The sequence below is a fragment of the Bradyrhizobium sp. 1200_D9_N1_1 genome, assembly GCF_052075915.1.
Lineage (GTDB): Bacteria > Pseudomonadota > Alphaproteobacteria > Rhizobiales > Xanthobacteraceae > Bradyrhizobium > Bradyrhizobium diazoefficiens.
This window is the reverse complement of record NZ_CP197226.1, coordinates 4,801,174-4,820,142: the sequence shown is the minus strand read 5'-3', so window position 1 is coordinate 4,820,142 and position 18,969 is coordinate 4,801,174. Positions and strand designations below refer to the sequence as shown.

17 protein-coding genes, 1 tRNA gene and 1 pseudogene are annotated in these 18,969 nt (G+C 63.5%); 13 read left to right on the top strand and 6 right to left on the bottom strand.

Features of this window, described 5'->3' with window-relative positions; all coding sequences use genetic code 11:
• The first annotated feature begins 141 nt into the window (after window positions 1–141).
• The 7 genes and pseudogenes from AB5K84_RS23190 to AB5K84_RS23160 all read left to right on the top strand — a co-directional run bounded on the left by AB5K84_RS23190 (window position 142) and on the right by AB5K84_RS23160 (window position 7,420).
• Window positions 142–1,476, top strand: a complete 1,335-nt coding sequence (locus AB5K84_RS23190) for a GH1 family beta-glucosidase (protein WP_011087426.1) — start codon at window positions 142–144, stop codon at window positions 1,474–1,476.
• Entirely contained in the window at window positions 1,473–2,450 is a 978-nt protein-coding gene (glk, locus tag AB5K84_RS23185; protein ID WP_011087427.1) for a glucokinase, read from the top strand. Before AB5K84_RS23190 ends, glk begins: the two co-directional genes overlap by 4 nt.
• A complete protein-coding gene (locus tag AB5K84_RS23180; RefSeq protein WP_038967479.1) occupies window positions 2,443–3,408 on the top strand; it encodes a 1-phosphofructokinase family hexose kinase in 966 nt (321 codons plus the stop codon). The genes glk and AB5K84_RS23180 overlap by 8 nt, the downstream gene beginning before the upstream one ends.
• Window positions 3,401–4,540, top strand: a complete 1,140-nt coding sequence (locus AB5K84_RS23175) for an SbmA/BacA-like family transporter (protein ID WP_011087429.1) — start codon at window positions 3,401–3,403, stop codon at window positions 4,538–4,540. The genes AB5K84_RS23180 and AB5K84_RS23175 overlap by 8 nt, the downstream gene beginning before the upstream one ends.
• 972 nt (window positions 4,541–5,512) lie before the next feature.
• Window positions 5,513–5,592: transfer RNA gene (locus tag AB5K84_RS23170), tRNA-OTHER, on the top strand.
• 637 nt (window positions 5,593–6,229) lie between these two features.
• Window positions 6,230–6,481: pseudogene (locus AB5K84_RS23165) on the top strand (hypothetical protein); the annotation flags it as partial.
• 726 nt (window positions 6,482–7,207) lie between these two features.
• Window positions 7,208–7,420, top strand: coding sequence for a hypothetical protein (locus AB5K84_RS23160; RefSeq protein ID WP_028173955.1), 213 nt, complete (start codon window positions 7,208–7,210; stop codon window positions 7,418–7,420).
• 333 nt (window positions 7,421–7,753) lie between these two features.
• On the opposite strand, the gene AB5K84_RS23155 is transcribed toward AB5K84_RS23160, so the two are convergent.
• Window positions 7,754–8,422 (bottom strand): hypothetical protein, encoded by a 669-nt coding sequence (locus AB5K84_RS23155; RefSeq protein WP_038967478.1) that lies wholly within the window; start codon window positions 8,420–8,422, stop codon window positions 7,754–7,756.
• 271 nt (window positions 8,423–8,693) lie between these two features.
• On the opposite strand from AB5K84_RS23155, the gene AB5K84_RS23150 reads away from it, so the two are divergent.
• Window positions 8,694–8,864 carry a hypothetical protein gene (locus AB5K84_RS23150; protein ID WP_165448161.1) on the top strand — a complete coding sequence of 57 codons (171 nt, stop codon included), beginning with the start codon at window positions 8,694–8,696 and terminating at the stop codon, window positions 8,862–8,864.
• 701 nt (window positions 8,865–9,565) lie between these two features.
• Window positions 9,566–9,808 carry a hypothetical protein gene (locus AB5K84_RS23145; protein WP_011087435.1) on the top strand — a complete coding sequence of 81 codons (243 nt, stop codon included), beginning with the start codon at window positions 9,566–9,568 and terminating at the stop codon, window positions 9,806–9,808.
• Between the two features lie 63 nt (window positions 9,809–9,871).
• Here AB5K84_RS23145 and AB5K84_RS23140 read toward each other — a convergent pair whose 3' ends face one another.
• Window positions 9,872–12,976, bottom strand: coding sequence for a DEAD/DEAH box helicase (locus tag AB5K84_RS23140; RefSeq protein ID WP_038967487.1), 3,105 nt, complete (start codon window positions 12,974–12,976; stop codon window positions 9,872–9,874).
• Window positions 12,977–13,554: 578 nt separating this feature from the next.
• Here AB5K84_RS23140 and AB5K84_RS23135 point away from each other — a divergent pair.
• Window positions 13,555–13,794 (top strand): hypothetical protein, encoded by a 240-nt coding sequence (locus AB5K84_RS23135; protein WP_038967477.1) that lies wholly within the window; start codon window positions 13,555–13,557, stop codon window positions 13,792–13,794.
• Between the two features lie 223 nt (window positions 13,795–14,017).
• Window positions 14,018–14,311: a hypothetical protein gene (locus AB5K84_RS23130; RefSeq protein WP_038967476.1), complete on the top strand. Its 294-nt coding sequence runs from the start codon at window positions 14,018–14,020 to the stop codon at window positions 14,309–14,311.
• Between the two features lie 100 nt (window positions 14,312–14,411).
• Here AB5K84_RS23130 and AB5K84_RS23125 read toward each other — a convergent pair whose 3' ends face one another.
• From AB5K84_RS23125 to AB5K84_RS23115, 3 genes are all read right to left on the bottom strand, one after another.
• Window positions 14,412–14,807 carry an NUDIX hydrolase gene (locus tag AB5K84_RS23125; RefSeq protein ID WP_028173949.1) on the bottom strand — a complete coding sequence of 132 codons (396 nt, stop codon included), beginning with the start codon at window positions 14,805–14,807 and terminating at the stop codon, window positions 14,412–14,414.
• Between the two features lie 145 nt (window positions 14,808–14,952).
• Window positions 14,953–16,050 carry an AI-2E family transporter gene (locus AB5K84_RS23120; RefSeq protein WP_011087439.1) on the bottom strand — a complete coding sequence of 366 codons (1,098 nt, stop codon included), beginning with the start codon at window positions 16,048–16,050 and terminating at the stop codon, window positions 14,953–14,955.
• Between the two features lie 144 nt (window positions 16,051–16,194).
• Window positions 16,195–16,917, bottom strand: a complete 723-nt coding sequence (locus tag AB5K84_RS23115) for an outer membrane protein (RefSeq protein WP_236842255.1) — start codon at window positions 16,915–16,917, stop codon at window positions 16,195–16,197.
• Between the two features lie 255 nt (window positions 16,918–17,172).
• Between AB5K84_RS23115 and AB5K84_RS23110 the strand changes: the two genes are divergently transcribed.
• Complete coding sequence (locus AB5K84_RS23110; protein WP_038967475.1) at window positions 17,173–17,400, top strand: hypothetical protein; 228 nt, start codon at window positions 17,173–17,175, stop codon at window positions 17,398–17,400.
• A 55-nt stretch (window positions 17,401–17,455) separates the two neighbouring features.
• Here the strand turns inward: AB5K84_RS23110 and AB5K84_RS23105 are convergent, their stop codons facing one another.
• The gene (locus AB5K84_RS23105) at window positions 17,456–18,259 is read right to left on the bottom strand and encodes a helix-turn-helix transcriptional regulator (protein WP_038967474.1); all 804 of its coding nucleotides are present in this window, start codon (window positions 18,257–18,259) and stop codon (window positions 17,456–17,458) included.
• Between the two features lie 98 nt (window positions 18,260–18,357).
• Between AB5K84_RS23105 and AB5K84_RS23100 the strand changes: the two genes are divergently transcribed.
• Complete coding sequence (locus AB5K84_RS23100) at window positions 18,358–18,927, top strand: pyridoxamine 5'-phosphate oxidase family protein (protein WP_038967473.1); 570 nt, start codon at window positions 18,358–18,360, stop codon at window positions 18,925–18,927.
• Window positions 18,928–18,969: the final 42 nt, after the last annotated feature.

The window sequence follows — 18,969 nt, the reverse complement described above, 5'->3', positions numbered from 1 at the left end:
CTTGACCTATCTCAATACCATTCGGAACCGGCATGACTACCAATGTCGCAGTGAGACAACGTGCCTGAGATCAGCGGCTGACCGCGCAACAGCATGCCGGTCGCCGATGAGCAGGACCAAGCAGGACCAAGCAGGTCGTCCATGCCGACAACGCAACTGCCAAACACCGCCAGCCTGCGCCCCGGTTTCATCTGGGGCGTTTCCACCTCCAGCTTCCAGATCGAAGGGGCAACGAAGGAGGACGGGCGCGGACTCAGCATCTGGGACATCTATTGTCGGTCCGGTGAAATCAAAAATCACGATACCGGCGACGTCGCGTGTGACCATTATCATCGCTACCGCGAAGATGTCGGCCTCATGAAGACGTTGGGCGTACAGGCGTACCGGTTCTCGGTTGCCTGGCCGCGCGTCCTGCCGCTGGGACTCGGATCCGCCAACGAGGCCGGCGTTTCATTCTATGACCGGCTGATCGACGAGCTCGTGGCCGCCGGTATCGAACCGTGGCTGTGCCTGTATCATTGGGACCTGCCGCAGGCCCTGGAGGAGCGCGGCGGCTGGCTGAACCGTGAGTCGGCGGCGTGGTTCGCCGACTATGTGACGTTGATCGCCGCGCGATTTGGCGACCGGGTCAAGCGCTTTGCGACATTCAACGAGCCGTCGATCTTCAGCCTGTTCAGCCGTTCGCTCGGCAAGCGGGAGCATAGCAGCGAGGACAAGTTCCACCGCATGATCCACAACGTCAATCTCGCCCACGGGGCGGCGGTGGATGTGCTTCGCGCCAACGTGATCGGCGCCTCGATCGGCTGTATCCATAATCGACAGCCATGCCGGCCTTCCAGTGCAAGCGAGGCCGATGAAGCGGCTGCGGCACGGCTGGATGTGTACTGGAACGCGGCCTTTCCGGATCCGCAATGCCGCGGCGAATATCCGCCATCGATGCGCGCGGCAATCGAACCGCATATGCAGCCAGGCGACCTGACGCGGATTTGCCGTCCGCTGGATTGGTTCGGGCTGAACCACTATAGCCCGGTCTATGTGAAGGCACGGGCGGATTCGATGCTGGGCTACGACTTCGGCGACAAGCCCGCCAGCGTCCCCTTGACCCCGATCGGATGGCCGATCGATCCCGAGGCCTTCAGCGAGACGTTGCAGGCGGTCCGCACACGGTACGGCCTGCCGATTTACGTGCTCGAGAATGGCTACGGCGATTCCGGCCAGCCCGACCAGACCGGTGCGGTGATCGACCCGGGCCGGATAGAGTTCCTGAAGGCCTATATCAACGCGATGAATAACGCCGCGGCCCACGGCGTCGATGTTCGTGGCTATTTCGTCTGGTCTCTGCTCGACAATTTCGAGTGGGCCTCCGGTTACAGCATCAGGTTCGGCCTGACCTATGTCGATTATGCTTCGCTGCGGCGAATCCCGAAATCGTCTTTCGGCTGGTATGCCGGGCTGATCAGGGCGGTGCAGCCATGATCAAGGCGACGCTGGAAGGACGAGCCGCGTTGCTTGCAGATGTTGGAGGGACCAACGCCCGCTTCGCACTGCTGACTGACGGCGAGCTCGGCGCGATCACACATATGGCGGTCAAGGACTACGCTACCTTTCAGGAGGCCCTCGCTGCCTATCTCGGCGCTTCGGCCAGGGCCGAGAGGCCTGCTCATGCAATCCTCGCCGCCTCTGGCGCGGTTCAGAATGCCCGCTGCGCACTCACGAACAATTCCTGGATCGTCGACGCAGAGGAATTGCGCGGGGCCTATGGGTTTTCGGCCGTCCGTTTGATCAACGACTTTGAAGCGGTCGCATGGGCCCTGCCCCGGCTTGGCCCCGACAGTTTGCTGCAGCTCGGCGGGCGGCAGCAGGTGCCGGGGGCACCCCTTGCCGCGATCGGCCCCGGCACCGGCCTGGGAATGGCGGTGAGCATACCACACCCCGGCGGACAGATCGTTCTCGCCAGCGAGGGAGGCCATGCCACGCTGGCAGGCGGTTCGTTGCGCGAGGATGCGGTGATTGAGCATTTGCGGCAACGCTTCGGACATGTGTCGGCCGAACGCATTCTGTCGGGCGCGGGGCTCGAGAACCTGTATGACGCTCTCGCCTGCATCGACGGCGCGACGCCGCCAAAGCGCCGCGCGTCCGACATTACGCGGGCCGGAATTGAGGGAACGTGTCCGATCAGCCGCTCCGCCGTTGACATGTTCTGCGCGATGCTGGGGTCCGTCGCGGGCAACCTCGCGCTCGCGCTGACCGCGAGAGGCGGGATATTCATCGGCGGCGGCATCTTGCGCCACCTGCCGGACTATCTTGCCGCGTCCCAGTTTCGCCAGCGCTTCGAGGAGAAGGGGCGGCTCCGAAAATTCCTCGAGCCGATACCGGCCTATCTGATCCTGGACGACGACGTCGCATTCGTCGGCCTCCGTAACCTGATGGAGGTCGAAGGCATTGGCTGAGGTACCGCAACGCGACATCGTCACCCTGACCATCAACCCGGCTGTCGATATCTCGACCTCGGTCAGCAAGATGGTGCCCTACACGAAAATGCGCTGCGCCGCGCCTCAGCGCGATCCCGGCGGTGGCGGAATCAATGTGGCCCGTGTCCTGAAACGGCTGGGCTTTGAGGCGACCGCAGTCTATCCAGCCGGCGGCGCAACCGGGCAAACCCTGACGGCGCTGGTTGAACGTGAGGCCGTGCGCAGCATCGTCATCCCGATATCGAACGATACCCGCGAAGACATCACCATCTTCGACGAGACGAGCAAGGAGCAGTTCCGGCTGGTATTTCCGGGCGCCTGCCTCAACGAATTCGAATGGCAGCAGTGTCTCGACGCAATTGCGCGTCTCAGTCCGCAGGCTGCCTTTGTCATCGCAAGCGGCAGCCTGCCGCCGGGAGCCCCGGCCGATTTCTACGGCAGGGTGGTCAGGGCATCGACGGGAGCGGCCAAGGTCGTCGTTGATACGTCCGGCGCCTCGCTCAAAGCCGCGCTGGAAGCGGGCGTCTATCTCATCAAGCCCAACCTTCGGGAGTTTCAGGAGCTGGCCGGGATCAGTGGCGCCGACGAGTCCTCGCTCCTGGAGGCGGGGCGCCGCCTGATCGATCGTTATCGCATCGAGATCATTGCTCTCTCGATGGGCCCCGGCGGGGCCCTGCTCCTGACGCGCGACATCGCCTTGCGTGCGAATGGCCTTCCTTTGGAGCCTGTCAGCGTTTCCGGCGCAGGCGACAGCTTCCTGGGGGCGATGGTGTCGCGCCTCGCCAATGGCGACAAGCTCGATAGCGCCCTGCGTTATGGTGTTGCCGGCGGTTCGGCGGCGCTGCTCAGTCCCGGAACGGGGCTTTGCCTCGGTGCGGACGTTCATCGCCTCGCATCCAACGTGAACGTCACAATCATAGCCGGCTATCATGCTTAGCAACGAGACATACCACTCGCCCGGCGAACGGCAGTTGCTGCTGCGCTTCTGGAAAAGTGCTCGCGGCTTCTGGAAAGGCAAGTCGGCGGGCTGGGCCTGGCTTCTCACCGTGTTGCTCGTCGCGACAGTTCTTCTGCAACTGCTGACCCAGTATTCGCTGAACTTCTGGAATCGCGACTTCTTCAACGCGGTCGAGCGCAAGGACGGGAAAGAGCTCCTCAGCCAGGCGCTGCGATTCATGCCGCTCGCTGCGGCCAGTCTGTCGCTCGCCGTCTTCTCGGTCTGGGGGCGGATGACGCTCCAGCGAAAGTGGAGAGCCTGGCTCAGCGATGAGCTTTACCGCTACTGGCTGGAGCGGGATCGCTTTGTGCGACTGAACTTCGTGGCGGGAGACTATCAGGCCCCTGAATATCGAATCGCCGAGGACTGCAGACTGGCAACGGACCTCCCGGTCGACCTCGTTCTCGGGCTCGTCGCTTCTCTCCTGACAGCGGCCACCTTTATCGGCATCCTCGGGGTGGTCGGAGGCAATCTCACGATCGATGCAGCGGGTCTCACTCTGACCATTCCCGGCTATCTGGTCGTCGCCGTCGTCGTCTATTCGATCGCCGTGGCAGCCGTGACGATGTTGATCGGCCGCCGACTGACGGACGTTCTGGAGGAAAACAAGCGGGCCGAGGCACAGTTGAGGGCCGTTGGAACCCATGTGCGTGAAAGCGGAGAAAGCATGGCGCCCGGTATGAAAGGCGACGATGGAATTCGCGCGATCCACCCTGCCCTCAAGGCGGTGATTGCTTCGTGGCTGAACTATTGCTGGCAACTCGTGCGCCTCACAATCATAACCCACACGAACTCGCTGCTGACGCCCGTGATCGGCGTGCTGCTCTGCATGCCAAAATATGTTGCCGGCACAATGCTCCTCGGCGAGGTCGTACAGGCTGCGGCGGCGTTCGTTGTGGTCCAAAGTGCCTGCAGCTGGTTTACGGACAACTATCCTCGTCTTGCGGAATGGGCCGCTTCGGCCAACCGTGTTGCGTCGCTGCTTTTTGCGTTGGATAAGCTCGATCGTCCCGCCGTGGACAACGAGCCGGGACGGATACACAAGTACGCGGGAACGAACAGGCAAACATAGGCGCGCCGCCTTCAAGTCGAGAGCAGCGCTCACAGTAAATGCGCCCTTGGCGGACGCCGGAACGAAGGTCGCCGCGGCCCTATAGCTGATCCAGAACCAAAGATAATATCCGATCCCAAGAAGCGTCTTTCTAAAGCCACCCCACTCTGACCAGAACGTCGTGTCGCGCATATACTTATTGACGTCCTCGGTCGCAGCCCGCGTGCCCTCCCGAGTGATCTGCTCGAAATCGATATGCTGACGATCGCGGAAGCGATCGAGCAGTTTTCTCGAAAATCAACCGATCGGTGAGCGTACTGTGCCATTGCTGGTTCGAAGACGCGACTGTGGTTGCTGCGATCAGCTCGCCGAGGTTCCACGACACCACGTCAATCAGAAAGACGAGTGTCGCCAGGATTGTCCCTGTTTTTTCGTCTCGCTGAGCAAAAGCTGCAATGGCGACAAAGAAGAACACAGTCCAGCGGAAGGCGCCTACGGCCGAAGCTCTGTGAAGTGCGATTGGTGTAACGCTCATGCAGTTTGCCCCCTCGATCCTTATTAGGGCGCCAAGGCCGGGATCGTCACGCGAATTTTCTAGCCCTTGTGGTTCAGACGATGACGGAAGCACAGCACGCGGTGGCTGGACAACCGCCGAGAGCGAAGGCAGCTTTGCCCAGACAGGGAGACGGGCATGTCCTTCAAAGTCATCGACGGCGGCGGAGGGCCTTGGATGAGATGCGCGCTAGTCGCGCCGCCCCCCTCGCCGCAAGGTCATCAAGAAGCGCAAGCTGAAGCCGCACTCCCACCAGGAGGAGTTGTGCTGTAGGCGAGATTTCCACCCACGACCCGCAGTCGCCCGACGCCGTTCCGACCTGCTGGGAATCGACAATTTGACTCGGCTCTGGGCAAGCCATTCTTGGCGGGATGCCTCGCCCAATCAGACGCATCGGCCCTACCCTGCCAGGCGGCCGCCCGGTGAAGATCACCTTCGGCGAGATGCGCGAAATGGGTGTCAGCGGCGTCCTGATCTTTTAATCACGGGGTCCTGGGTTCGAGCCCCAGCGCGCTCACCAAGCAAATTCAATAGCTTACGCCAGACCATCAACCGATTGAAAAAGCCCCGCGTGGGCACTGTGCTGACAATTCGATTGCTGCTCTCACGGTCGGAGATCTCGGCCCTGCAATTGTTTGCCGTAACAAGCAGGCCGGCGCGCTCCTCAGCCGTGGTCGCCTGCCCTGCCAATTCCAGGCAGATGCGCTCCATGCGCGCGAGTTCGTCGATGTCGTGTTGATATTGCCCCATGCGGCTGATCAGACTCCGGCGCCCCGCTCAGGTCAAGGACGGGCCGCGTAAGGAGCCTTCGACCGCGACACGCGTTAAGGACCAGAGCAGGAGGACGGAGGCGGGTTATGAGTACCATCCCCCTAGACCTTCAACGAAGGTTCGAACAGCGCTGGGCCGCCCGATTTCCGCCGTCGGGGGGAGCGGTTGCAACTCGATGGGATCGGCCTGAAAAGCATGATCGGCAGCTGGCCACGCCCAGAAAGGGCAAAAGAAAAAATCGCCAAGCGAACCTAGCTCGTTCAAGTTCAGCGCCGACGGCGTGAGCGCGGGACCGAAGCCCCCACGACGCGCAGTAGCTCGCGCGCGTTCCGAGACCCAAGGGATTGATAATTTGACTCTGGCCTGCGCCGCGTTTCGATGGCGGCATGCCCCGCCCTGCCCGCCGCCACACGCCCACGCACGTTGACGGCCGCCCCGTCAAGATCACTTCGGCGAGATGCGGGAGATGGGCTTGCGCGGCGTCCTCGTCTATTGCCATTGCGGCCATCATATCGCTCTGAACTCTGAGCGCCGATCGCTGGCCTGACGATGTTCGCCTCTCTGGTATCGAGCCGCGCTTCGTCTGTGCCGGTTGCGGCCGCCGCGGAGCTGAGGTCAGGCCAGATTTCGAGAGCGGCGTGCCGCCGCAGTTCGCGAGCTCGAACGCACGTGAGACCGCTGCAAAAAGGCCATATTTCGCGTGCGAGTTGATGAAGCGGGAACTTTCGGCAATTGGATACATTGCCGGTCTCGCCGCTTATCGCGTCCCTCGGGCCTGAGGAGCAGTCGTTGAACCGGGAATTAAAGGAATTCCGCAGGCTCGAACGCGCTTGCAGAGAGCACGCAGCCATCGCTTCCCTCGATCTTGAGCGTGAGGGTCTTCTCAAGGTGGCGGAGTATTATCGGAAAGCTATCGAAGCTTGCAACGCCACCCCACAGCGGACAGCCACCCGTAAATTTCCCAAGGAAGGCCCGCCAGCGTGAACCGTGGCGCTGCCTTTCCACGTCCCCACACGCAGCGACCCCGCCTCGCTGATAGCGTGGAAGGGCCGCCTGCCTTTCCTTGCTGGGGCTGGAAGGGGCAAAGCCAGCACGGTCGGCAAGTTCAATTTACGCCGGTGAAGTGGCGAAATGAACTGCCCAAAAGGGGCACTCCGTCGGAGGCGGAGGGTCTGCGAAAACCACACGGACCCGCTGAACAGACATCACGTCGCCGAGCTCAGTCCCAAGGGCAAGGAACCGCATTGGGGACGACGCAAGCTGAAGCGGGATCAATGATCGTCTTCTCTCGGGAGACGCCACACGATTTTCATTTTTAGTCGGAATCAAATTGAGCCGTTGCTTCAATTATAAGGACGTCATTCATGACCAAGGAAAATTGCCTGATCGTCTACGTTGCTGGAAGACAGTTGGATCTGCTGCGAGGAGAAGCCTCCCGCATTGCAAAGGACAGTAAACTTGATTGGTGGATCGATCATGCCGATGTCGGCACGCGCTTCTGCTTTGAAGATGCGAAGGCGAAAGAAACCTTCGCTCTCACCTGCGACAACTTCGGCGTTCCGTGCCGCGACGGCTAGGAACTAAGCCCAACGGGAAAAGCCGCAGGGTGGTTCCAGCCCCCACTGCGGCATTCCCGGACAACTAGAAATTGGCTGGTACTCAAATCTCGCCGGTGTTCTCACAGTAGAACACCCCGTTCCGAAAATGGACTCCGTACAACTACCGGAGTTCGACGTCTCACGGATTGCAGCTTAAGAGCGAGCGTGGCACGGCTTGCATTCCAGCCCCCAAGGCTCCCGGCTGCCGATTCAATTGCGGATCAGAGCGCCGGGAGCGCCGAGGCCCGCCAGCGTGAACCAGCGGGCCAGTTCAGTGCGGGCACAGTCCCAAGCGTTTCGTTCGACCTATCTTCAGCTTTCCGGCGCCGCAACTGCAGCCGGCATGCTCAGCGGCGCTCCACCAACCGAAACAGGCCCCACCGACTTCGACTGCCGGACCATCCGTTTGCGCATCGCCGCGGACAGTCCATAGCGAGCATTCGCTCTTCGAATGGAGGACGTGACGTCCGACATCATTGCGCCTTGCAGCGAGTCCACCTTCGCGATCAGCGTGGACAGCTGCGAAGATATCTTCCTCACGTCGAAGCGTTCGTCCGTGATGCTCTGGCGCAGGGACAGCAGCACCATTGTGTCCTGCTGCAGCAGGGCGGCATTTTGCTGCAATGCTTGGTTGTTCTCCTGCAGCGAAGCCGTGTGCTGCTGCTGGGCCGACTGGATATCCTTCAAGGCGGCGACAACCGGATCCGGTTTCGGTGCGGATGCGTCCCGGCGCGGAAGCAGTTCGGCCAGACTGCCGATATTCAGCGACGAGAAATCGGCCGGCGATGTATAGATGGCCGCCGAGCCGTTGATGGCCAGAGCACACACCGACAGCGCCAGGACCGATTTCCGGCTGGAGCGCTTGACCGGAACTGGAGCTTCCGGGGCGGCGGGTTCGGGCGCGGCGGCTGCGAGCGCGAGCGCTGCGGGGTCGAGTTGTTCGACGAGGCCTTGCGCTTCCAAAGTCGTGGTCATCTGCATTGACCTCATGAGCGAGCAAAAGGAAGCCGACGCCGGAACGTCCTCGCGACGGCTCCTCTACGCAGCACCCACCTACAACTGTCTAAAATTGTAGGCTTTTCGGCTTAATTTCACGTTAGCGGCCGGGCCGCCCGGCAGGCCCGGCCACCCCGGCCGATTGCGGGGCCCAGGCGATGGAATGAGCAATGGGGCAGCCTGCTCCGAAGCGCGACAAAGCCGCGAGACAACGCCCTCAAAAGGTGTAAGATTCACCAAAATAGGAGGGAGCGGCATGTTTGAAATCAACGGTTTCGACACGGCAGGCGTCGTCAGCCTCAAGCGGCTGTCACTCGAGGCCGCCCTCAAGAAGGCCAGAGAGCTCGTCGCGGACGGGTGCTGGGACGTTCAGATCGTTGATCCAACCGGCCGGATATACACCTCGTTCGAGGAGCAGGCGGCGTAGCCGCCCCGCCTTCCCTTTTCAGAAATCACCCAGCCATCGGATCGCGCTTCGCGAACTCTTGGCGTTGCCGTGATCCAAATGAAAACCCCAGCGCCTGGTGGGAAGCGCCGGGGCGTTTTCAAAATATCAATCGGTAAAGCAATGCGGCCTTCATAGCAGCGGCCGCGGAGACCGACTGTGAGCCGGTTCACAGCACGTCGCCGATTTTTCCATATCTGCGACGGTCGCCGACTCTGGCCGACAACGTAACCGACCCGCTATCCGCCCCGGCCGACATTGGACGAGGCGCTGTTCCGCCACCGCTGCGTTGCTTCATCGCTCCAGCCGGGGACCGCGAAGCGCGCCCGCGGATTCACGTCCGCGCCGGAACGATCGACCGCGGGAGAGCGCGGATGATGTGCGCGGGAGCGTTGCGCCGTCGCCGCGTTTGCGGCGGTGCACAGGACGATCAACAGACCCATGGCCAGAACAGAGCGCATCGTATCGGTTCCAATCGAGTAACCCGCTCGGGCTGATGTGATGCGCCAACCGTCCCGCCGCAATCTGACGCGGCATCACAGCTAAGCGATAGACACGCGAGCGCAACGCCCTTGCGATGGCACGAACCGGCGCTCAACGCCCGAGCGCCGCGCCGTTGCCAATCAACTCATTTGGGAGCACGCTCTCTCCAGGCGCTCAAGACGCCACACAGGGAGAGACACATGAAGGAATCGGGCCTGGATGGCCGCCATCGGGACAAGGATGGCGGGATCAGCAAGAAGCACGGCAACACGCTGGTTGGCACGTTGCGCAAGATCTACGGAAAGGGTTTTGCGGCCGGCTATCCCGATGCGACCCAGCTCAGCGAGGTCCTGGCTCAGCTGAACGAGACGTCGCTGAGCCAGTTGCGCCGCGATCATGACACCGGGCATTTGGGGCACAAGATCGACCACGCCTCGAAGTGACTGATGTCACCTGTCTGATTGACCCGGCTGGATGAAGACGGCGCCGGACCGGCGCATCCGTCCTCACCCCTCGTCCAGCACCTCGAACAACTCTTCAACCCGCTCGAACGGCGCGTCGCGCATCTGGCTGTGATAGACGACGCGATCGCCGTCGCGCTGCAGTGACTTCCCTCTCGACTTCCGCAACCGTCCGGGCAGGAACGTTGCGGCCACCGCCCCGAGGCCGACGTCGAGCCGGATGATGCCCCTTCGCTTGCATTCGAGCCTGAGCTTCGCGGCGGCAAAGAAGTCGCGCGCGACTTTCGGCAGCGGGCCGAAGCGGCGGGAGGTTTCCTCCTCGAGGTCGACGAGGTCGTCCTCGCTGCTGCATCTTGCGGCGCGCGCATAGAGTTCGAGCCGCACGGGCTCGGAATGCACATAAGTCTCGGGCAGCATGTCCGCGACCGGCAGGTTCAGGTCGGGCACCCACACCGCAGCCCGCTCCTCATCGACCTTCTCCGAGGCCATTTTCAGCAGGTGGCTGTAGAGCACGGGTCCGAACACCTGGACATGGCCGGATTGCTGCTCCGAAAACAGGTCGCCCGCACCTCTGAGATCGAGATCGCGCTCGCTGATGGCAAAGCCGGCGCCCGGCCGGCTGAACTCCTCGAGCACGGCCAGCCGCTTCTCCGACTGCCCGGAATTCGTCTCGGTCAGCAGATGGGCGAACGCGCGGATGCCGCTGCGTCCGACCCGTCCGCGCAGCTGATGCAGCTGGGCGAGGCCGAACTTCTCGGGCCAGCAGACCACGATGGTGTTCGCACGCGGAATGTCGAGGCCGCTCTCCACGATGTTGGTCGCGAGCAGGACGTCGGCCCTGCCCTCGACGAAGCTCATCATCCGGTCGTCGATCTCGTCGGCAGCCAATCTGCCGTGCAGGCACACGATGCGAAGATCGCCGGCCACCGCCTGCACCCGCGCCAGCATCGGATCCAGATCCTGGATGCGCGGACAGATCAGAAAGCTCTGGCCGTGGCGCCGCTGCTCGCGCAGCAACGCCGACGCAATGGCCGCATCCGACAGCGGCGCAATCCTGGTTGCGACCGGGAGCCGGTGAACCGGCGGCGAGGCGATCACGCTGAGGTCGCGGAATCCGGCAAGGCCGGCGGCGAGCGTGCGCGGGATCGGCGTGGCGCTCATCATCAGCACATGGACATTTTTGGCGAGGCTGGAAAGCCTGGCCTTCTCCGCCGCGCCAAAATGCTGCTCCTCGTCGATGATGACGAGGCCGAGATCGTCGAACTTCACGTCCTTGCCGCCGAGCGCCTGCGTTCCGACCACGACCTTGATCCGGCCGCTGCGCAGTCCCTCCCTGGTCGCCCGCAGCTCGGCGCCGGATGTCGCCCGCGACAGGTTCCCCACCTCGATGTCGAACGGGGCGAAGCGCTTCTGGAACGTTGCGACATGCTGCCGTGCCAGCACCGTCGTCGGCACCGCGATCGCCACCTGCTTGCCCGACAGCACCACAGCGGCAGCCGCCCGCAGCGCCACCTCGGTCTTGCCAAATCCCACGTCGCCACAGATCACCCGGTCCATCGGATGGCCGGATGCGAGATCCTCCAGCACGTCGCGGATCGCCTTCGCCTGGTCGACCGTCGTGAAATAAGGAAAGCGCGCGACGAATTTCTCATAGGCCGATCCCGGCGGAACCAGCTTGTCGGCGCGCCGCCTGCGGCGCTGGCTGATGTGCTTGGCCAGCACCTTGCCGGCGATCTGGATTTCGCGCTCGGCCTCGGTGCGGCGGGCCCACCATGAGCTGCCGTCCGCCTTGTCGAGCGCAAGCTTGCCGGGCTCGGTTGCGTAAGGCCACATCAGCGCCAGATCGGGCGGCGGCACGAGAACCGCATTGTCGCCTGCGAACACCAGGCGGATCATCTCGCGCAGTGCGCCGCCGCCCGTGTTCACGGTCTGCAGGCCATCGAGCACGGCAAGGCCGCGCTGGAGATGCACGACCACCGTGCCCTGCTCGGGCACGTCGGCATGGTCGAAGGCCGCGCTCCAGGCCCGCGCCATCGGCTGCGGATGATGCGCCCGGCTGCCGAGCACGTCGGACGCCGTCACGACAACGAGCGACTTTTTCCCCGGCACGACGAAGCCCGCATCGAGATCGGCCAGAAGCGCCGCCTCGCCGCTCCGCCCGCGCACCGCCTCGTCCCAATTCTCGCAGCGCTGCGCCTTGACGCCGCCCATCCGCTCCATCACGCGCAGGTCGTCCTCCTGCGCCGCGACCAGGATCAGCCGCGAGCCGGCCCGGCGCGTCTCCTCGACAAAGGCACGCAGCGCCTTCCTGGAGGAGGTCAGCTTCGAAAACTCCGGGATGGGCTGGAAGGACGCCGTCCGCGGCAATACCTTCATGCCCCTGGAGAGCTGCTTCCAGTCGCGCCGTCCGATGTATTCGCGTTCCCTCTCCGCGCGAGGCGCGGCCTCCTCGATCGTGCTCAGCCAGCCGTCGACGTGCAACGGCACCCCTGCATCGGCGATCCATTTGGCGCGCCCGCAATAGTCGAACAGCGTCGCGCGCTTGCCGCGTTTGCCGGCGAAGGCCAGCCGCTCCGACATGGGATCGACGAGAAGCTCGCTGGTCTCGAAGATGATGTCGTGCTCTTTCGGATCGAACGCCACGATCCGGCTGATGGCGCGGCCTGAATGCTCGATCCGGAACGGCCCCAGCGCGCCCGCGGGAAATATCTCGAAGGTCTGCCCGTGAAACAGGGCTCCGCCCGGATAATCCGGCTCGTCCTCGAGATCATATCCCAGCTCTTCGAGGCGCCCGCGCAGGTCCCGCTCGGAAAACGCGCCGCCCACCTTCAGGCTCACGCTCAGGCGCGACAGGCTCGCAGGCGGCGGCAGGCGCTCCATCACGGCTTCCGCCGTCGAGACCAGAAAGAGCGGCTTCCTGGATTTCGCGAGGCGTCGCAGCACCGAGGCTCTGCGCCCTGCCAGTTCGTGCGACGGCTCGAGCTGATCGAACGGCAAAGTGTTCAATCGCGGAAACACCAGGACCTCGCAGGCGGGATCGAGCGCGTGAATGACGCTACCGAGCCGCTCCGCCCTGTTCTCGCTCTCGGCGAGAAAAACGATGCCGCTGCGTCCGGACTGCTTCCATTGTGCAAGCAGATGCAGAGCCATCGAACCGAGGGGCGATGAAGACGAGATCGTGGCGCGCTGCGATCCTTTGCCCTTCTTTGGCGATGTCTTGGTCGCCTTCGCCTTTTTGGAAAGCCTCACTTGAATCCGTCTCTGGTCGTAAACTGTCACCCACCGAACGCGAGCCGCCTCATTGTCGATTCGGCGGTTCGCCGCCATCCATATGGGATTTGCCCTGCCAACGCACGCCTCGTGGCAACGTTCGGAGCGCCATCGCGCTCCCGAAATCTTTGGCTGTGGATCGGAACTCGCCGCTTCCGAAGCATTCAACGCGGCGTGGGACCTGCTTCTCTGGATGCACGGGCTGCTGCGATCGAGGACGCGCTGCTCGCATGTCCAGCACGAAAAACCCCAGCGCTTGGACGCTGGGGCGTTTCGTTCAAAATGAAATGGTCAAGCAATACGCTTTCATAGCAGCGAATGTGTCGCGTGCTTGTGAACTGGTTCACACGCGCTGTTGGTTGTTGGCGCGGCCCGATCATGCCGGAACGGGGTACCGCACCTCCGGTTTGAGCCTGCGCGCGCCGCGGGCTAGGATGCCTTCTTTTACGGAGGCTCATTTGAAACCATTCATTTTCATCGCCGCCATTGCACTCCTTGCGGCGTCCCCCGCCCGCTCGCAGCCGCTGGTCGATCCCAACAAGGTTGCTCCCGAATTCCGCGAGGCGGCCGAGAAGCGCCGGGCCGAGCAGTTGCGGCAGCGTGAATGCGCGCTGAAGGCCGATCTCGACAAGGTGCTGCCCAGGGATCGCACCGCGTATCTGAACCATTGCCTCGACACGCTCGCAGCCAGGCAATAGCGGCTGGTCGGGCAGCTCTAACGACCTGAGCCTGTTGACGACCTCAGCCTGCCGCCAGTCGCGGCGGGCCGATGACGCCCGGCCGCATCTTGCGAGCATCGCCGTCGTGCGCACGACATCGGCTGCGACAAGACCTCCGGTGAATTCACCAAGGCCTTCAGGCTTTCTTCAGACATTTGGGATCACCTGACGATCCATTCCCATCGGTCATTGTCGGTCGCGCATGAGTTTCGTCCAGATTCAGTGCACGCGCTGCAAGTCCGTGTTCCGCGATCGCGCCGGGCGGTTGCAGGACGGCTATTCCAGGCAATGTCCGAGTTGCGAGGTGGTGCTGTTTTTCGCCGAGGATTCGCAGCACCCCTTCTTCAAGCGCGCGATGCGCAACGCGCGCAACGCGCGCAAGGCGCGCAAGGAACAGCGCGAGGCCGAGGCGGCAAGGCGCGTCGCGCCGGAGCCGCGCGCGGCGCGCTCGCGGTCATTCGCCGGGCGGGACCGATCGGTGGATCGGGAAGACTAGAGCCGTTGTCCGTTCCGATAGAATCGGAACGGGGCCCTGGATTCCTATTTTGACGCGTTGTCTTGACGCCAACCGGTATCCACTTCGCGAGAACGCGAACTCAGCCGCGCCGCCGCGGCTTCCTCGGAAACAGGCGGTCGCGGATATAGCGCGAGGTCGGGGTCAGGCGGATGCCGCGCGGCTTCTGCCAGGCGGCGCGGTCGATCTCCTTCTTGTCGCCGATCGCGAGCCTGCCCTTGGCGCCCTTGGCGATGAAGATCGCATCGCTCATCTTGCGGCCGGAGCGCTTGTTCCTGGCCTTCACTTCCTTCCAGAGGCTGATCCGGCCAAGCTTCAGCTTGGGCAGCTCCTCCTTGATCTCGCGCCGCAGGCAGTCCTTCTCGGACTCGCGCGCGCGCTTGCGGCCGCCCGGGAACATCCACAGGCCGTCCGACCGGCGTCTGACCAACAATACCTTGCCGCGCTTGGCGGCAACCAGCTTGGAAGACTTCGCCATTGCTGCCGTAATCGAAAATAGAATCGTCCCAATCGTAACTTGTCTAGTCGGATAGACAAGTTCGGGACGCGCCTTGATCACAGGCCGCGGGCCTTCAGGCCAGCTGCGACACGGCGTTCAGATCGCGCCGTTCGAGGACGCAAGATCAGCCTTCGCTCGCCTTCGCGCCCGCCCCCGCCCGGTCCTCCGTCCTGATCCAGGCCATCATCATCTCCCAGGCCACCGACAGGATGATCGGCCCGATGAACAGGCCGACGATGCCATGGGCGAGCGTGCCGCCGATCACGCCGACGAAGATCACGATTGTCGGCGTGGTCAGGCCGCGCCCCATCACGAGCGGCTTCAGCATGGTGTCGATGAAACCGACCAGGACGAGAAACACCGTGAGCAGCAGCGCCGTGGTGACGTCCTTGGCGGTCCAGATCCAGATGATCACCGGCAGCAGCACGAGGAAGGCGCCGATCTGCACGATCGAGAGCAGCAGCACGATGAAGGCGAGAAGGCCGGCGCTCGGAACGGCTGCGAGCTTGAAGCCGATGCCGGCGAGCAGTGCCTGCACGATCGCGACGCCGATCACCCCTTGCGCCACGGCGCGGATGGTCGCGCCTGCAAGCCCCAGGAAATGCTCGCTCTGCTCGGGCACGATGCGAAACAGGAAGCCGCGGCTGGCCGCGACCAGCCTCGGCCCATGCGGGAACAGGAAGCCCGCGACGAACACCGAGACCAGAAACTGGAGCGTGCCGACGCCGGCATCGCCCGCGAACGACAGCAGCGGTCCTGCCAGCGGCTGGAGATAGGGCGCCACTTCGCGCAGCACCGCGCGGATGTTGGTGTAGGCCTGGTCCCAGAGGTCGTAGAGCCACGGGCCGACGAGCGGCCACGACTTGAGCTGCTCCGGCGCCGACTGGAGCGCGAGATCGCCGGTGCCGAGCTGGTGCGCCAGCTCGCGCACGCCGTCCACCGCGCTGATACCGAGCCAGGTTGCAGGGCCGATGACGATGCCGAGCGTGATCAAGGTGAGGATCGCCGCGGCGGTCTTGGGCCGACCGCCGAGGATCTTGGCGACCCAGCTGAAGGCCGGATAGAACGCGACCGCGAGCACGCCGCTCCAGGCCAGGATCGGCACGAACGGGCGGATGATCAGGAAGGTCCAGATGATCAGCAGGGCGAGCAGGCCGAGCCGGATCACGAGCTGGATGATGTCCTCTCCCGTCAGGAGCTGACGGAGGCTTTTCACGGGCACGACTTTCTTTGCGGCATCGACGCTGGTTCCGGCACATGCACGGGCAAGCCGTTATTGCCAGCCCCGCATCCGGCGTCAAGACGACCGGGCTCCCGCTCCGGCTTGACCGGACCGAGGGCTGATCCTGCGGCAACGCCTGCGCGGCTAGAAGTGGTAGTTCACGCCGACCGTTCCGGTCTGGATGTTCAGCTTCACATTGGCCGGCGTGGCCGCCAGGTTGCCTGATGTCACCGGCTGCTCGGTGATCGCGGCGAAGCCCATGTAGTTGTACTCGGCCCTCACCGACCAGTTCGGCATGAACATCCATTCGACGCCGCCGCCGGCGAGCCAGCCGGTGCGGTTGAAGCTGCCCGAGGCAGAACCGGCGAGCGCGCCGGCAAGGCCATTATTGGCATTGTACTTGTCGCGGGTGAAGGCCGCACCGCCCTTGGCGTAGAGCAGCACGCGGTCGAAGGCGACGCCGAACCGGCCGGCGACCGTGGCGATGTAGTCGTTCTTGAGCGACAAGGTGAAGCCGGCGCCGCCGCCGAACGGACCGCCGGCGTTCAGCGTGACGCTGGACCAGGCGCCCGTGCCCTCGAGGCCCACCACGACATTGCCGATCTGGTAGTTGCCGCCGATCTGGCCGCCGACGATGCCGCCGCTGGCGGTGACGGAGGTCCAGACCGCGGTCGGATCGGTCGGGTCGATGCCGGTCCACTTACTCCAGGCGCCGCCGCCATGGGCGCCGATGTAAAAGCCGGTCCAGGTGAAGATCGCAGCCGGCACCGGCGCCTTCACCGGCGCAGGCGCGATGATATCCGCAGCAAATGCCGGCGTAGCCAGCGACAGCAGCGCAGCCGTCAAAACGAGCTTCGTCCCCATCATCTCACCCCCACTTGCGCGCCTTCCGACCGAGGCGACTGGGTGAAATCTAGCTGCCGGACCAGGCGCGCGCTTGGACCTGTCGGCGGCGCGATTTGGACTGACCGGCGCTCCGAACACCCGGAACATCCTGCACTGGCTCGGAGCGGAGCCCGGTTTGGCTAACGGCGATTAACCGGATTTCGTTGCCCCAGTTTACGCCGATGCAAAGACCCGCTCCTACCGTGCACCGAGGTCCCAAGAAAACATTCCGTGCAAATGGCCAACAGCATCTGGACGATCGAAGAATTCACCTGCACCGGTTGCAGCATGAACTACACCGCGACCAGGGAAGAGCACAGCGAAGCGCATTCCGGCAGCTTCAAATGCAAAATCTGCAGCGGCGTGGTGCACGCATGGTCCGGCAAGCATCACTTCTTCGGCTGGCAAGCCGTGAAGACGAAGCCGCCGGTATTCGGCCGGCGCTGGGCGGGCGTGGGTTGGTAGTAGACGGACGCTGACGAGCGAGCGGGCCGCGCGGCGGGTTTGGCCGCGATACCGGTCATCGATTGCGTATGGTTGGCGCAGAGAGAAGCATCGTCAGTCGATAGTCGGGCCAGCCCGCAAGAGACAGCGACACCTGCTGATAGCGCAGCAGTCCCATGGTCGGATGATCGAACGCACGTTCGCCCCCTTCGCGTGCCAAAACCCCCTGCGTCTCCCAGCAGCGCTCGAAGTCCGAGCTTCCAATTCTCAGTTCGTCTACGAGGCGGCGAATATCCGGATCGTCGGCGTAGCCCGTCACCGCGGCGCGGAACTCTGCGACGACGCGATGCGCACGGGACGTCCAGTCCAGGATCAGAGTTCGCGCCTCAGGCCGGAGGAAGATGTAGCGCAGAAGGTTTTTTTCGCCGTCAGCATCGAGCCATCCCGCAAACAGCCGGGACGCTTTCGCGTTCCAACGGCGCGCGCTCCATGTGCGATCGAGGATGTAGGCGGGACCATCGATCGCATCGACGCAGGCCAGTACCCCCTCAGGTGGATCATCCCTGTTGCCCGGCCGCTCCGGATCGCGCTTGCCCGCAAGCTCAAACAGATAGCCGCGCTCGGCTCGTGACAGGCGCAATCCGCGTGCGAGGCGCGCAAGTGTCGAAGCAGAGACGGACACATCGCGCCCCTGCTCGATCCATGTGTACCAGGTGGCGCTCAATCCGCAGAGCTGAGCGACCTCCTCGCGCCGGAGGCCGGGCGTGCGCCGTCGTGGTCCGGCGGCGAGACCGAATTCCGCCGGAGACTGGCGCTCCCGGAGCGCCCGCAAGAACGCGCTGAGCGAGAGTGCCGGAGCAATCGGATCCTGTCCTTTCATGGTGGTCTTTATACCAGGATAACGTGTATCCTTAAACCGGTACATTTGACATGTTAGTTTCGGCCTCGGCTTCGTCGCTACGCAAAGGACGGACGGAAATGGGCAAGCAATTCGCAAGGATCGAGCCAGAGCACAGGGCTTTCATCGAGCGGCAGAAGATCTTCTTCGTCGCCAGCGCCCCGCCGAAGGGACGCATCAACGTCTCGCCCAAGGGCCTGTCCTCATTCCGGGTGCTCGGAGAAACTGACGTCGCCTACCTCGATTGCACTGGCAGCGGCAGCGAGACCCGCGCGCATCTGGTCGCCTCGAACGACAAGCGGCTGACCATCATGTTTTGCGCCTTCGATGGCGATCCGATGATCCTGCGGCTCTATGGTCAGGGTCGATCGCTGATGCGCGGCACGCCGGAGTACGCCGATCTCGTTCCGAAGTTCGAGGAAGTTGCAGGCGCCCGCCAAATCGTACGCCTCTCGATTGACCTCGTGCAGACGTCGTGCGGTCTGGGCGTGCCGCTGTTCGACTACAAGCAAGAGCGTGGCAACCTCGTGCGCTACTGGACGGCGCAGGGCGTCAACAATCTGCGAAAATACTGGGGTCTGAAGAACATGAAGAGCATCGACGGCCTGCCGACCGACTTTGCCCCCGACACCATGGCTCCGCCACGCTGACAGACCAAGACTGCGTTCCCCCACACCTCCGTCATTGCGAGC